At 71.2% G+C, this 14,046-nt stretch carries 16 protein-coding genes; 7 read left to right on the top strand and 9 right to left on the bottom strand.

All coding sequences use genetic code 11. The annotated features are described in order from the left end of the window. Positions 1–175: 175 nt before the first annotated feature. The 3 genes from NVS83_RS11835 to NVS83_RS11845 form a co-directional block, all read right to left on the bottom strand. Complete coding sequence (locus NVS83_RS11835) at positions 176–349, bottom strand: DUF1328 domain-containing protein (RefSeq protein ID WP_258732568.1); 174 nt, start codon at positions 347–349, stop codon at positions 176–178. 204 nt (positions 350–553) lie between these two features. Further along, the gene (locus tag NVS83_RS11840) at positions 554–1,453 is read right to left on the bottom strand and encodes a LysR family transcriptional regulator (protein ID WP_258739483.1); all 900 of its coding nucleotides are present in this window, start codon (positions 1,451–1,453) and stop codon (positions 554–556) included. A 157-nt stretch (positions 1,454–1,610) separates the two neighbouring features. Continuing rightward, positions 1,611–2,903 (bottom strand): DNA recombination protein RmuC, encoded by a 1,293-nt coding sequence (locus NVS83_RS11845; protein WP_258739484.1) that lies wholly within the window; start codon positions 2,901–2,903, stop codon positions 1,611–1,613. 104 nt (positions 2,904–3,007) lie between these two features. Between NVS83_RS11845 and def the strand changes: the two genes are divergently transcribed. From def to NVS83_RS11860, 3 genes are all read left to right on the top strand, one after another. After that, entirely contained in the window at positions 3,008–3,565 is a 558-nt protein-coding gene (def, locus tag NVS83_RS11850) for a peptide deformylase (RefSeq protein WP_258739485.1), read from the top strand. 81 nt (positions 3,566–3,646) lie between these two features. Continuing rightward, entirely contained in the window at positions 3,647–4,564 is a 918-nt protein-coding gene (fmt, locus tag NVS83_RS11855; RefSeq protein ID WP_258739486.1) for a methionyl-tRNA formyltransferase, read from the top strand. Beyond that, entirely contained in the window at positions 4,561–5,007 is a 447-nt protein-coding gene (locus NVS83_RS11860) for a GNAT family N-acetyltransferase (protein WP_258739487.1), read from the top strand. The genes fmt and NVS83_RS11860 overlap by 4 nt, the downstream gene beginning before the upstream one ends. An 81-nt stretch (positions 5,008–5,088) precedes the next feature. Here NVS83_RS11860 and NVS83_RS11865 read toward each other — a convergent pair whose 3' ends face one another. Next, positions 5,089–5,724: a peroxiredoxin gene (locus NVS83_RS11865; protein WP_258732577.1), complete on the bottom strand. Its 636-nt coding sequence runs from the start codon at positions 5,722–5,724 to the stop codon at positions 5,089–5,091. Between the two features lie 240 nt (positions 5,725–5,964). Here NVS83_RS11865 and NVS83_RS11870 point away from each other — a divergent pair, with 240 nt between their 5' ends. After that, the gene (locus NVS83_RS11870) at positions 5,965–6,225 is read left to right on the top strand and encodes a YMGG-like glycine zipper-containing protein (RefSeq protein WP_309486192.1); all 261 of its coding nucleotides are present in this window, start codon (positions 5,965–5,967) and stop codon (positions 6,223–6,225) included. An 86-nt stretch (positions 6,226–6,311) separates the two neighbouring features. On the opposite strand, the gene NVS83_RS11875 is transcribed toward NVS83_RS11870, so the two are convergent. Then, positions 6,312–6,938 carry a S24 family peptidase gene (locus tag NVS83_RS11875; RefSeq protein WP_258732578.1) on the bottom strand — a complete coding sequence of 209 codons (627 nt, stop codon included), beginning with the start codon at positions 6,936–6,938 and terminating at the stop codon, positions 6,312–6,314. Between the two features lie 125 nt (positions 6,939–7,063). Here NVS83_RS11875 and NVS83_RS11880 point away from each other — a divergent pair, with 125 nt between their 5' ends. Both NVS83_RS11880 and NVS83_RS11885 read left to right on the top strand, forming a co-directional pair. Continuing rightward, positions 7,064–7,444, top strand: coding sequence for a DUF952 domain-containing protein (locus NVS83_RS11880; RefSeq protein WP_258739488.1), 381 nt, complete (start codon positions 7,064–7,066; stop codon positions 7,442–7,444). Between the two features lie 6 nt (positions 7,445–7,450). Then, positions 7,451–8,539 carry a quinone-dependent dihydroorotate dehydrogenase gene (locus NVS83_RS11885; RefSeq protein WP_258739489.1) on the top strand — a complete coding sequence of 363 codons (1,089 nt, stop codon included), beginning with the start codon at positions 7,451–7,453 and terminating at the stop codon, positions 8,537–8,539. A 39-nt stretch (positions 8,540–8,578) separates the two neighbouring features. On the opposite strand, the gene NVS83_RS11890 is transcribed toward NVS83_RS11885, so the two are convergent. Genes NVS83_RS11890 through NVS83_RS11905 form a run of 4 tightly spaced genes read right to left on the bottom strand, consistent with a single transcriptional unit; the run spans position 8,579 to position 13,042 of the window. Beyond that, complete coding sequence (locus NVS83_RS11890; RefSeq protein ID WP_258739490.1) at positions 8,579–9,946, bottom strand: MATE family efflux transporter; 1,368 nt, start codon at positions 9,944–9,946, stop codon at positions 8,579–8,581. 4 nt (positions 9,947–9,950) lie between these two features. Further along, a complete protein-coding gene (locus NVS83_RS11895; protein WP_258732582.1) occupies positions 9,951–10,220 on the bottom strand; it encodes a DUF6460 domain-containing protein in 270 nt (89 codons plus the stop codon). 6 nt (positions 10,221–10,226) lie between these two features. Further along, positions 10,227–11,975, bottom strand: coding sequence for a cisplatin damage response ATP-dependent DNA ligase (locus NVS83_RS11900; RefSeq protein ID WP_258739491.1), 1,749 nt, complete (start codon positions 11,973–11,975; stop codon positions 10,227–10,229). Next, positions 11,972–13,042 (bottom strand): ligase-associated DNA damage response exonuclease, encoded by a 1,071-nt coding sequence (locus NVS83_RS11905; protein ID WP_258739757.1) that lies wholly within the window; start codon positions 13,040–13,042, stop codon positions 11,972–11,974. Before NVS83_RS11905 ends, NVS83_RS11900 begins: the two co-directional genes overlap by 4 nt. Positions 13,043–13,092: 50 nt before the next feature. On the opposite strand from NVS83_RS11905, the gene NVS83_RS11910 reads away from it, so the two are divergent. After that, the gene (locus tag NVS83_RS11910) at positions 13,093–14,019 is read left to right on the top strand and encodes a class I SAM-dependent DNA methyltransferase (RefSeq protein WP_258739492.1); all 927 of its coding nucleotides are present in this window, start codon (positions 13,093–13,095) and stop codon (positions 14,017–14,019) included. Positions 14,020–14,046: the final 27 nt, after the last annotated feature.

The raw sequence follows: 14,046 nt of genomic DNA on the forward strand, positions 1-14,046 counted from the left end.
TCCGCGTTTGCGTGCGTATGCATGTGAACCGGTGACGCGCCGCTATCCTGGGGGATCTCTTCCCGTCGATCCCTCCGGGGCGCCGCTGAAAGGCACACACAAAAACGCCCCCGCATGGTGCGGAGGCGTTTTCGTTTCTGTTCCGAAACTTTTCGTCCGGCGGCGCCGGCGGGGATCAGGGAACCCCGCGCCCGCGCATCATGCCGAAGACGGCGGAGATGAGGAACAGGATGATCGCGACGAAGAAGATGATCTTGGCGATCCCGATGGCCGTACCGGCGATGCCGCCGAAGCCGAGGACCGCGGCGATCAGCGCGATCACCAGAAAGGTCAGCGCCCAACCGAGCATGTGAGCCTCCACTGTGCTATGCGGCAGAGCCGCGTCGTCAGGACAACGACGCAGGCCTCGCCCGGTTCCCACCCGGCTAAACATGGCGTGAGCGGGCGGAAAGCGGTGCCTGCGGGTGGCATCGGGGCGACACGGAGTTCGGCCGGCGGGTTCGGTTCGCCGCCGAGGCGCGACGCGCGGGATTCGGTTGCGCGCGGGCCGGCGTCAGATCCGCGTGGCGAGGGTGGCGGCGATGCTGCGCGCCTCCTGCATCAGCGCGGTGACGATCGGCGTCATCGGATCGCGGTCGAGCACCACCAGCCCCATCTGGTGCAGCACCGAGGGCTGCTCGATCGGGATTGAGCGGATGCTGGCGGGGAAGGCGAAGACGTCGGCTAGCGTGTTGGCGACGACGCTCGCCCATTTGCCGGTGCGCACATGCGAGAGCAGGGCGATGGTGGAGTTCGCCTCCAGCATCGGGATGGCGGCGTGGCCGGCTTCGGCGAGCTGCTTGTCGACGATGCGCCGGTTCTGCATGTCCGGGGTGAGGAGGCAGAGCGGCACCTGGCCGATCTCCTCCCAGGTCACGCTGGCGCGGTCGCCGAGCGGGGCGTGCACGGAGGTGAGGAAGCGGTAGCCTTCCTTGTAGAGCGGCACCGTCTTAACCCGGCCGAGCGGGTCGTTGTCGAGATAGGTGACGCCGGCGTCGGCCTCCAGATTCTCGATCAGCCGCAGCACCTCGTTGGAGCTCGCCGACATCAGGGTGAAGCGCACGTCCGCATGCTTCTCGTGGAACGGCGTGGTCAGCTCGGACAGCATGGGCATGGCGGTGGGGATGGCGGCGATGCGCAGATGGCCGGCCAGGCCCTTGCGCATGCCGGCGATCTCCTGGCGCATGGCGCGCACGTCGCCGATGACGCGGCGGGCCCATTGCAGCGCGCGCTCGCCCTCCGGCGTGAAGCCGATGAAGCGCGAGCCGCGCTCCACCAGGCGCACGCCGAGCTGCTCCTCGAGCTGCTTGAGGCCGGCCGACAGCGTCGGCTGGGTGACGCCGCAGGCTTCCGCCGCACGGCCGAAATGGCGCTCCTTGGCGAGCGCCAGCAAAAGTTCAAAACGGTCGATCACACACGCTTCCCGGCTACGCGCACGATAGAAAGATTCTATCAATCTATCAGATTGTCTTTCCGGAGCGAACGAAAACAGGACGGCCGGGACGGGACATGCGGGCGCACCCGTGCGGGCGGGGATGGGGATGCGCGGCGGTTGAGCGAGGGGCGAGGGCCTATTCCGCCGCGCGCCGGCCGGCGGCGCCGAAGCCGAGCGGGGCGGGGAGGATGTCGGCGGCGTCCCCGGCCCCGTGTTCGGTCCCATGCTCGGCCGGAGCGGCCGAAGCCTCCGCCGCCGCGTCTCCGGATGCGCGTTCCCTGTTTCCGCCCGCCGCCTCGGGCGCGGGGCGGTCGAATTCGAGCTGCTCGATGCGCGCGCCGCGCCGTGCGACCTTGTCGGCGGAGATCACCGCCTGGGCGACGTCCTCGCCGGCCTGGGCGAAGTGCTTCTCCAGATTGCCGATGCGCTCGCGCAGCCGCGTCACGTCGGCGACCAGCCGGCCGCATTCGGTGCGGATCAGGTCGGCCTGCTCGCGCATGCGCGCGTCGCGGCAGATCGCCTGCACCACCTGCACCGCCAGCATCAGCAGCGAGGGTGAGACCAGGATGACGCGGGCGCGGAACGCCTGCTGGATCACCTCGTCGAAATGCTCGTTGAGCTCGGCATAGACCGACTCGGAGGGCACGAACATGAGCGCGAGGTCCTGCGTCTCGCCGCCGACGAGGTAGCGCTCGGCGATGTCGCGCACATGCTTGCCGACATCCTGCTTCAGGCGGGTCTCGGCCTGCTTGCGTGCCTCCGCGCTCTCCGCCTCGCGGAAGGCGGTGACGGCTTCCAGCGGGAATTTGGAATCGATCAGCAGCGGGCGCTTGTCGCCCGGCAGGAACACCGCGCAGTCGGCGCGCCGGCCGCTAGCGAGCGTGTGCTGGAAGGCGAAGCTGTCCCTGGGCAGGCCGTCGGCGATGATGGCCTGCAGGCGGCCCTCGCCAAAGGCGCCGCGCGCCTGCTTGTTCGACAGCGTCTGGCGCAGGCTCATCACCTGGCCGGAGAGCTCGCCCAGGCTCTGGCGGGCCTGGTCGACGAGGGCGAGGCGCTCGTTGAGCCGGGCGAGGTTCTCGTGGGTGGTCTCGCTGGCGCGGGCGAGGCTCTCGCCCATGCGGTGCGAGGAGGCGTCGAGCCGCTCGGCCACGGCGCGGGCGAGCTCGCCCTGGCGCTGGGCGAGATATTCGGTCATCGAGCGCACCCGCCCGCTGGTCTCGGCCTGGCTGCGGGCGAGCTCGAGAAGGCGCTCCTCCAGCTCGCCGGCGCGGCGGGCCTGCTCGTCCGCCTCCAGCGCGCGGGCGCGGGCGCTGCGGGCGACCGAGCGCAGCAGCAGGAGCAGCATGAGAATGGCGAGCCCCGCCGCCCCGGCGACCAGCTCGGCGAGCGTCACCGGGCGGCCGGCGAGGGTGAGGAGCACCTGATCCATGGCGCGCTTGTAGCAGATTCCGCACCGGATGCGAACAGAAGGCGAACGCGCCCGCACCGGGCTCCGTTGACCCGCGGGCACGCAGCGCTTATCTCAACGCCATCATGTCGATACGCCCTCTTGTCATCATTCCCGATTCGCGGTTGCGCCTCGTCTCCGACCCTGTGGTCCGGGTCGACGCCAAGGTGCGCGCGCTGGTCGAGGACATGTTCGAGACCATGTACGAAGCCCCCGGCATCGGGCTGGCGGCGATCCAGGTCGGCGTGCCCGAGCGCGTGGTGACGATCGATGTCGGCCCGCGCGAAGGCGAGGACGAGGACGGCGAGGAGGAGGGCGAGCGGAAGAAGAACCCGATCGCCCTGATCAACCCGGAGATCATCGCCGCCTCGGACCAGCTGTCGGTCTATTCGGAGGGCTGCCTGTCGATCCCGGAATATTACGCCGAGGTCGAGCGCCCGGCGCGGGTGCGGGTGCGCTACATGGACCTCAGCGGCGAGACCCGCGAAATCGACGCCGAGGGACTGCTCGCGACCTGCGTGCAGCACGAGATCGACCATCTGAATGGCGTGCTGTTCATCGACCACATCTCCAAGCTCAAGCGCGACCGGGTGGTGAAGAAGTTCACCAAGATCGCCCGGGAGAAGGAGCGCGACGGCGCCTGAGCCGCCGCCGGTCTCGCGTGGCTTGCCCGTGCGCCTTCCCGCGCACCCCGACCATTACGTACCGCCCCGGGAGGCCCCATCATGCGCATCGTCTTCATGGGCACGCCGGATTTCGCGGTGCCGACGCTCGCCGAGATCGTCGGGCGCGGCCACGAGGTGGTGGCCGCCTATACGCGCGCCCCGGCCAAGGGCGGGCGGCGCGGGCTCGACCTCGTGCCCTCGCCGGTTCACCGGGCGGCCGAGCAGTTCGGCGTGCCGGTGCTCACCCCCTCGACCCTGCGCGGCGAGGAGGCGACGGCGGCCTTCGCCGCCCATGAGGCGGCCGTTGCGGTGGTGGTGGCCTATGGCCGCATCCTGCCGCAGGCGATCCTCGACCTGCCCACGCTCGGCTGCCTGAACCTGCACGCCTCGCTGCTGCCGCGCTGGCGCGGCGCGGCGCCGATCCAGCGCGCCATCATGGCCGGCGACGCCGAGACCGGGGTCGCGGTGATGAAGATGGAGGCGGGGCTCGACACCGGCCCGGTGGGGCTGATCGAGCGCGTCGCCATCGGCCCGGACATGACGGCGGGCGAGCTGCACGACGCGCTGATGGGGATCGGCGCCGACCTGATGGGCCGGGCGCTGGCGGCGCTGGAGCGCGGCGCGCTCGCCTTCACCCCCCAGCCCGGCGAGGGCGTGACCTATGCCGCCAAGATCGAGAAGGGCGAGACGCGGGTCGACTGGCGCCGGCCGGCAAGGCAGGTGCACGACCACATGCGCGGCCTCTCGCCCTTTCCCGGCGCCTGGTTCGAGCTCGACGGGGCGCGGGTGAAGGTGCTGCGCACGAGCCTGGCCGACGGCGCGGGCGCGCCGGGCGAGGTGCTGGACGACGCGCTCACCATCGCCTGCGGCGAGGGCGCGGTGCGGCTGGTCGAGGTGCAGAAGGCGGGCAGCCGGGCGATGTCGGCGCCGGATTTTTTGCGCGGCAATCCGCTTGGAGCCGGCACGGTGCTGGCGTGATCGAGGTTCGCGGGCTGCGCGCGGAGGACCACGCGGCCTGGCTGCCGCTGTGGCAAGGCTACCAGCGCTTCTACAAGGTCGACATTCCGGCCGAGGTCGGCGAGACCGCGTGGCGGCGCATGCTCGACGAGGTGGAGCCGATGTGGGGCGCGCTGGCGCTTGCCGACGGGCAGGCGCTCGGCCTCGCCCACTATGTGCGCCACCGCACCACCTGGGCGGTCGGCGACTACTGCTATCTCAACGACCTCTACGTTGATGAGGGCGCGCGCGGCCGGGGCGTCGGGCGGGCGCTGATCGCCCATGTGGGGGAGGAGGCGCGCCGGCTCGGCTGCTCGCGGGTCTACTGGCTGACCCACGAGACCAATGCCGAGGCGCGTCGGCTCTATGACGGCGTCGCCGAGCGCTCGGGCTTCATCGAGTACGGCAGGGGGCTCGACCCGTAAGGTGTCCCCGCGCTGCGGCAGCACGCCGGGCGTGATCCTTTCCCGGCTATCCGCCGGCCCGTATGCCGGGCTGTTCCCCGCTCATTTGCCGGGCTGGGGCACCATGCGCAGATAGGGCTTCAGCGTCTTCCAGCCCTGCGGAAACTTCTCCTTCGCCGCCTCGTCGCTGACCGAGGGAACGATGATGACGTCCTCGCCTTCCTTCCAGTTCGCGGGCGTCGCCACCGAATGGCTGGCGGTGAGCTGGAGCGAATCGATCACCCGCAGGATCTCGTCGAAATTGCGCCCTGCGCTCGCCGGATAGGTGAGGGAGAGCTTCAGCTTCTTGTCCGGCCCGACGATGAACACCGAGCGCACGGTCATGGTGTCCGAGGCGTTGGGATGGATCATGTCGTAGAGGCCGGAGACGGTGCGGTCCTCGTCGGCGATCAGCGGGAAGTTGGGGGCGAAACCCTGGGTCTCGGCGATGTCGTCGGCCCATTTCGCGTGGGCGTCGAGCGGGTCGACCGACAGGCCGATCACCTTCACGTTGCGGCGGTCGAATTCCGGCTTCAGCCGGGCCACCTGGCCGAGCTCGGTGGTGCAGACCGGGGTGAAGTTCTTCGGGTGAGAGAACAGCACGCCCCATGAATCGCCGAGCCACTCGTGGAAGCGGATCGGGCCCTCGGTGGTCTGCGCTTCAAAATCGGGGACGGTGTCTCCAAGGCGGATGCTCATGTGCAACTCCACGGGTCGGAAAGGGTCCCCCGGAACGTAGTGTCGGCACCCGCCGGCCGGAAGGGTTGGACCCCACGGAAACGGCGGGAAAGCGGCGCGAGGCGGCGGTCCGGCGGCGACTGGCGAGGCCGGCGGCGGGCGCGAACGGCCTTTCGGCCGGAACCGACCGTCCGGTCCGGGCGTTAGCGCACCGGATCAATGGGGCCGGCTTCTCGGGGCGGCCAAGTCTGGAGAGAAACCATGATGCTCAGGATTCTGGCAATCGGCGCGGTGGCGTTCAGCCTGGCGGCCTGCACCACCACGGAACGTCGCGCGGGCACGGGCGCGCTGGTCGGCGGCGGCGCGGGCGCGATCATCGGCGGCATCGCCGGCGGCGGCTCGGGCGCGGCCGCGGGCGCGGCGATCGGTGCCGGCACCGGAGCGGTCGTCGGCGCCGCCACGGCTCCGAGGGAGTGCTGGACGCGCGACCGCTACGGCAACCGGATCGCCGTGCGCTGCTGACCGGCAGCGCTTCGCCAGCGAATGGAAGGACGGCCCCGCGCGGGCCGTCCTTTTTTCATGGGCGCGGATGTTCGTGGATGCCGGACCTACTGGCTCGCCCACAGCACGCGGGCGATCCAGGCGATCTCGCGGTCGTGGAGCATCCGGTCGGGATGCTCGGGATTGAGCGAGCGCAGCTCAATGGTGCGCGCGGTGCGGCGCTTGAGCTCCTTGGCCATCACCTCGCCCTCGCGCGTCTTCACGATCACCCGGTCGCCGCGCCGGATCGGCGCCGAGGGCGAGACCACCACCACGTCGCCGTCGCGGTAGAGCGGCATCATCGAATCGCCGGCTATCTCCAGCGCGTAGGCATGGTCGTCGCCGATGTCGGGAAAGACGATCTCGTCCCAGAACCCGCCGACTGGAAAGCCGGCATCGTCGAAATAGCCGCCCGCGCCGGCCTGGGCGAAGCCGATCAGCGGCACCGGGCGCCCGCCCATCCGCACGCCGGCTACCAACTGCATGAAATCGTCGAGGCTGGTGCCGGTGGCGGCGAGGATCTTGGCCACGCTCTCGGTGGAGGGCCAGCGCGGCCGCCCGTCCGTCTGTTCGCGTTTGGACCGGTTGAAGGTGGTGGCGTCGAGTCCGGCTCGTTTGGCCAGAGCCGAGACGCTCAGGCCGTGGCGCTCGGCAAGCCGATCGATCGCCCGCCAGATCTGGGCATGGGTCAGCATGGGGGGCCGGACTTTTATCTAAGCCATGGGAAATATACCCTATTCTCGCAGAAGTCCAATGTTTGGCAACTTGCAACCTGGAGTTAAAGTTGCCAGTTCGGGCGGCGACCGCTAGAGCCCTTGTCATGGCCCCGGACAATGCTTCGCTCATCTTCAAGATCACCCCGTGCGCGCCCTGGCAGGCGGCCGAGGCGGCTGGCCGTTTCACCGGCGCGCCGGTCGATCTGGCGGACGGCTTCATCCATTTCTCGACCGCCGGACAGATGGCGGAGACCGCGGCGAAGCACTTCGCCGGGCAGGCCGACCTGCTGCTGGTCGCGGTCCGCACCGCGGCGCTGGAACTGGGCCGGCTGCGCTGGGAGGTCTCGCGAGGGGGCGCGTTGTTCCCCCATCTCTACGGGCCGCTGCCGCTCGATGCCGTCGCCTGGGTGCGGGAGCTGCCGCTCGGCCCGGAAGGCCGGCATATGTTTCCGCCCGACATTTTCCCCTCCTCCGAGGAAGGTTGACCGCCGATGAGCGCCCTGCTCGACCTCGCCTTGCCCTTCGCCCGGCTGATCGACCCGGAGAGCGCGCACGGCCTTGCCATCCGCGCCCTGTCCTGCCTGCCGCCGCGCCGGGCCGGGGCGGACGATGAGCGGCTCGCGGTCGAGGCGTTCGGGCTCGCCTTTCCCAACCCGGTCGGCCTCGCCGCCGGCTTCGACAAGGAGGCCGAGGTGCCGGACGCGATGCTGGGCGCGGGCTTCGGCCTCGTCGAGGTCGGCACCATCACGCCGCGCCCGCAGCCGGGCAATCCGCGCCCGCGCAATTTCCGCCTCAGCGAGGACCGCGGCGTGATCAACCGCTACGGCTTCAACAGCGGCGGCCACGGGCCGGCGAAGGCGCGGCTGGTGGCGCGGGTCATGGCGCGGCGCGGACGGGCGGGGATCGTCGGCGTCAATGTCGGGGCCAACAAGGACAGCACCGACCGCGCGGCCGACTATGTTGCCGGCATAAGAACCTTCGCCGGACTGGCGAGCTACTTCACCGCCAACATCTCCTCGCCCAACACGCCGGGCCTGCGCGACCTGCAGGAGGAGAAGGCGCTTGACGAGCTGCTGGCGCGGGTGATCGAGGCGCGCGACATGGCGGCGCCGGGCGTGCCGCTGCTGGTGAAGATCGCCCCCGACCTCGCCCTTACTGATCTCGACGGCGTCGTGCAGGTGGCCCGCCGGCGCGGCATAGACGGGCTGATCGTCGCGAACACCACGATCTCCCGCCCGGCCGGCCTGCGGGCGCGGGAGAAGGACGAGGCGGGCGGTCTCTCGGGCCGGCCGCTGTTCCCGCTCGCCACCCGCATGCTGGCGGAGAGCCATGCAAGGGTAGAGGGCGCCTTCCCGCTGATAGGGGTCGGCGGCATCGACAGCGCCGAGACCGCGATCGCCAAGATCGAGGCCGGCGCCAGCCTGATCCAGCTCTATTCCGGGCTGGTCTATGAGGGGCTGGGGCTGGTGGAGCGGATCAAGGCCGGGCTGCTGGCGCATCTGGAGAAGGAAGGCGTGAGCCTCGCCGCGTTGGTCGGTCGCGGCGTCGCCGCCCGGCTCGCCGAGCCGTTCCCGGGTTGAGCGTGGCTGGCTGAGCGCGGCGGGTCGCGCGTTGCCGGCTCAGGAGCCCGACTGCGGGCTCAGCGGACCGGCGGACGCGGGGCCGGGAAAGGAGCGCCGCTCCAGCGCCGGCATGCGCCAGGCGAGGAACAGGCCGCGCCCGCCCATGAAGGCGAGATAGGCGAACCACAGCCCGCCATTGCCGAGCGGCTGGGCGAACCACCACACGGCGAAGAACAGCGCCACCGCCGGCAGCATCATGTTGCGCATGTCGCGCGCCCAGGCGGAGCCGGCGTAGATGCCGTCATAGGCGAAGGCCGCGACGCCGATGAGCGGGGTCAGCGCCGCCAGCGGCAGGAATTCGCGCCCGACGAGGCGCACCTGCCCGTTGGCGGTGAGCAGGTCGATCAGCGCCCCGCCGCCCAGCAGCATCGCCAGCGTCGCGGGGGCGGCGAAGCCGAAGCCCCAGGCGAGGGTGAGGCGCACCGCGCGGCGGAAGCCCGGCCGGTCGCGCGCGCCGATGCTCTGGCCGCAGACCTGCTCGGCGGCGGTGGCGAAGCCGTCGAGGAAGAAGGCGCTCACCATGACCATGTTGTAGAGCACCGCATTGGCGGCCAGCGTCACGTCGCCGGTGCGCGCGCCCTGCGTGGTGAAGAACATCAGCACCGCCATGAGCAGGCCGGTGCGCGCCATGATGTCGGAGTTGACCGCGACGGTCTCGACCAGCCGGGCGCGGTCGAGCACGGCGCGCCACGGCACCCGCCAGTCGCGGCCGACGAGGCGGGCCGCCGCGACCAGCCCGGCCAGCGTGCCGGCGGTCTCGGCAAGCACGTTGGCGAGCGCGGCGCCGGCGACGCCGAAATCCCAGTGCAGCACCAGCGCCCCCGTGGCGAGCGCATTCACCGCGGCGATGAGGAACTGGAGGCCGAGCCCGATATCGGTGCGCGCAACGCCGACGAACCAGCCCAGCAGGGCGAAATTGGCGATGGCGAACGGCGCGGAGAAGATGCGGATCGAGAAATAGAGCGCCGCCGCGGCATGCACGCCCTCGCTCGCGCCCATCAGCGAAAAGGCGGCGTGGCCGATCGGGAACTGCAGCGCGATCAGCACGAGGCCGATGGCGGCGGCGATGATGAGCGCGCGCACCAGCACGGCGCGCAGTTCCACGCCCTCGCCGCGACCGAGCGCCTGGGCGGTGAGCCCCGCCGTGCCCATGCGCAGCGAGCCGAAGATCCAGAAGGTGAAGTCGAACAGCAGCGCACCGACCGCGACCGCGCCGAGCAGCACCGCGTCGCCGAGCCGCCCGATGGCGCCGGTGGCGACGAGGCCGAGCAGCGGCGTCGTCATCTGCGCCAGGGTCGCCGGCAGGGCGATGGCCAGGAAGCGCCGGGAGGTGACCTCCACCCGGCCGTCGGCACCGATGTTCACGGCCTCACCGGCCGCGGCTGGCGATGCGCGTGATCAGCCAGAGCGGGATGACGATGACCGCGCCGAGCACGAAGTAGCGCCACAGCTTCTCGACGGCGTCGAAGCTGAAATGGAACAGGTGGCGCACCAGTCCCTCGAGGCTCGACAGGATGTTCATCGGGTCGAGCCCGAGCGCGGAGAGGATGACGCCGACCACCACGCAGAGCAGGATCAGACGCACGAGCACCCAGAACGGCGAGCCACCCATCCAGCGGGTGAGCTGATTGTCGGCCATCTCTCTTCAAGCTCCTTCGGCACGCGAACGGTCCTCACCTAGCACGGGCGAGGGGCGACGGGGAGCACGGCCTTCATCGCCGATCATCGCTTCCAGCGTTTCCAGCCGGTCCGCCTCGCCCGGCGGCTTGTCCCAGCGCAGGCGCGCGATGCGCGGGAAGCGCATGGCGAGGCCCGAGCGGTGGCGGGTGGAGCGGGCGAGCCCCTCGAAGGCCACCTCCAGCACCAGCCCCTCTGTCGAGGTGTGCACCACCTCGCGCACGGGGCCGAAGCGGTTGACCGTGTTGCGGCGCACGAAGCGGTCGATCTCGATCAACTCGGCATCGGTGAAGCCGAAATAGGCCTTGCCGACCGGCACCAGCTCGCCCTCGCGGGTCCAGACGCCGAAGGTGTAGTCGGAATAGTAGGAGGAGCGCTTGCCGTGGCCGCGCTGGGCATACATCAGCACCGCGTCGATGCTGTGCGGGTCGCGCTTCCACTTCCACCACGGCCCCTTGGGCCGGCCCGGCAGATAGGCGCTGTCGGCGCGCTTGAGCATCACCCCCTCGACCGCCTCCGCATCCGCTCCGGCTCCATGCGCGGCGGGGTCGGCGCGGGCCGCCGCCAGCGCCTCCCAGGAGGCGAAGGGCACCAGCGGCGAGAGGTCGAGCCGGCCCTCTTCCGGGTGGGCGGCGACCAGCGCCGCGAGCCGGGTGCGGCGCGCGTCGAAGGGCAGTTCGCGCAGGTCCTCGCCGGCCTCGACCAGCAGGTCGTAGGCGCGGATATGGGCCGGGAAGTCGGCGATCAGCTTCGCCGAGACGACCTTCCGGTTGAGCCGCTGCTGCAGCACGTTGAAGGACTGCACCCGTCCCTCGCGCAGGATCAGCAGCTCGCCGTCCACCGCGCCGTCGAAGGCGAGCGCGCCGGAGAGGTCGGGGAAGGCGCCGGAGATGTCCTCGCCGGTGCGGCTGTAGAGGCGGGTGACGGGGCGCCCGTCCGCCCCCGCCGCGCGCACCGCCTGGATGCGGATGCCGTCCCATTTCCATTCGGCGCGGAAATCGGCCGGGTCGAGCACCGCGAAGTCGGGGTCCTCGATCGGGTGGGAGAGCATGACGGGGCGGAACGGGGCGGGGTCGTCGGTCTCGGGGCGCGGTCCGTGCCCCTCGGCCCAGGCGAACAGCTCCTCATAGGGCGGGGCGAGGCCGGGCCAGACCAGCTCGATCTCGTCCGGCGCGTGCTCGCCGAGCGCGGCCACCGCGGTCTTGGCGAGCCGGGCCGAGACGCCGATGCGCAGGCCCCCGGTGATGAGCTTGAGCAGCGCCCAGCGGCCGGTCTCGTCCAGCCGGTCGAGCAGGGCGGCGAGCACGGCGGGAAGCTCGGCGCGGCCCATGGTCGAGAAGGCGTCGACGATGGCCGAGAGCGGGAGGTCGCGTTCGCCGCTTCGGGAGGGGGGATCGCCCTCGGCGGCTTCCCCTTCATCCGATGCGTCTCCCGTGTCGGGCGGCGGGGCGGGCCACATCAGCGCGACAGTCTCGGAGAGGTCGCCGACATAGTCGTAGGAGAGGGCGAACAGCACCGGGTCGGTGCGCTCGGCGATGAGCTGGCGGATCAGGCCGGGCTTGGCGTTGCGGAACGACAGCGCGCCGGTGAGCGCAGCGAGCGCATAGCCGCGCTCGGGGTCCGGCGTGTGGCGGAAATAGTCGGCGATGAGCCGGATCTTGCCGTTTCGGCGCGGCTCATAGGCGAGGCGGTCGAGCAGGGCGGCGAAGCGGTTCATGACGCGCCGTCCTCCCGGTCGGCAGGAGCGGGCGTGTCGGGAACGGGCGTATCGGGCGCGCTCTCGCTCTCCTCCTCGCCATACCCGACCATGTGCAGCGGGCGCGCCCTGAGCCCGGCGAGCAGTGCCCAGTGCACCAGCGCGTCCTCCTGCCCGTGCGTGACCCACAATTCCTCGCAGCCGGTGGCGAGGATGGTGGCCTGCAGGTCGTCCCAGTCGGCATGGTCGGAGATGATGAGCGGCAGCTCGACCCCGTTCTGGCGGGCGCGGGCGCGGATGCGCATCCAGCCGGAGGCGAAGGCGGTGACCGGATCGGGGAAGCGGCGCGACCACACGTCGCTCAATGCCCCGGGCGGGCAGATGACGACCGAGCCGGCGAGCTCGGCGGGGGCGGCCTCGCGCGCCAGCCTCACCTCGCCGAGCCCGATGCCGCGTGAGGCGTAATAGGCGGTGAGCCGTTCCATCGCGCCGTGGATGAGGATCGGCCGCTCGTGGCCGGCCGCGCGCAGCAGCGCCATCAGCCGCTGCGCCTTGCCGAGCGGATAGGCGCCGACGAGGTGGGCGCGCTCGGGAAACAGCGCGAGCGAGGCGGTGAGCTTTTCCGTCTCCGCCGCCGGGTCGGGATGGCGGAACACCGGGAGGCCGAAGGTCGCCTCCGAGATGAAGACGTGGCAGGCCACCGGCTCGAAGGCCGGCGCGGTGGGGTCGGCGCCGGGCTTGTAATCGCCCGAGGCGACGATGCGGCAGCCGCGATGCTCGACCAGGATCTGCGCCGAGCCGAGGATGTGGCCGGCCGGCAGGAAGGTGACGGCGACCCCGTTCACCTTCACGCGCTCGCCATAGGCCGCTTCCTGCGCGGCGCCGGTGAAGTCCTCGCCATAGCGGATCGCCATGATGTCGAGCGTCTCGCGGGTCGCCAGCACGGCGCCGTGGCCGGGGCGGGCATGGTCCGAATGGCCATGGGTGATCAGCGCGCGAGGCACCGCCCGCACGGGATCGATGAAGAAGTCGCCGGCGGGCGAATAGAGGCCCTGCGGGGTGGTATGAAGTAGCTCTTCCGGGCGCATCACGAACAAGATATAGGGCTCGCCGCCCAATTTCCGCGAGACCCCCCGCCATGAGTGCCGGCCTGCTGGTCCTTTCTTCCGGCGACCCTTTGGTCGACCGCCGGATCGAGTGGGCGCGCGCCCTGATGGATGAGGGCAATCCGGGCGATGCCGCCGAGCTGCTCTCCGAGGCGGTGCGGCGTGCGCCGGGCTATGCCTCGGGCTGGTTCCTGCTCGGCGAGGCGCGCGAGGCGGGCGGCGACGGGGCGGGGGCGAAGCGCGCCTTCGAGGAGGCGCTGTCGCTCGACGAGGAGGACCGGCTCGGCGCTGCGCTGAGGCTGGCGCGGCTCGACGGCGCGGTCGCCAGCATGAGCGAAGCCTATGTGCGCACGCTGTTCGACCAGTATGCCGAGCGCTTCGACGCGGCGCTGGCGCGGCTCGACTATCGCGGGCCGGAGCTGATCGACCACGCGCTCGCCGCGGCCTGCGCCGCGCTCGGCCGGCCCTACGCCTTCGCGCGCGGGCTGGATCTGGGCTGCGGCACCGGGCTGGTGGCGGCCCGGCTCAACGACCATGTCGGGGCGATGGAGGGGGTGGACCTCTCGCCCAACATGATCGCCCGGGCACGGAAGCGCCGGGTCTACGACGCGCTGGCGGCGGGCGAGATGGTGGCCTACCTCGCCGAGCGGCCGGCGCGCGATGTCGACCTCGTCTTCGCCGGCGACGCCTTCTGCTATCTCGACGATCTCGGTCCGGTGCTGGCCGAGGCGCGCCGCGTGCTGGAGCCGGGCGGTCTCGTCGCCTTCACCGACGAGACCCATGAGGGCGAGGGCGTGCTGCTGCGCGAGACGCTGCGCTTCGCCCATGCGCCCGCCTATATGCGCGAGCGGGTGGAGGGCGCGGGGCTGACGCTGGTCTCCTGCGCGCAGGAATGGATCCGGCGGGAGAACGGCGCCCTGGTCCCGGGGCTGGTCGCGGTGGCGCTGCGGGAGGGGTGACGGGCGGGACGCGCGGAGCGTTTGCCC

This window comes from Ancylobacter mangrovi (genome assembly GCF_024752335.1).
GTDB classification, from domain to species: Bacteria; Pseudomonadota; Alphaproteobacteria; order Rhizobiales; family Xanthobacteraceae; genus Ancylobacter; species Ancylobacter mangrovi.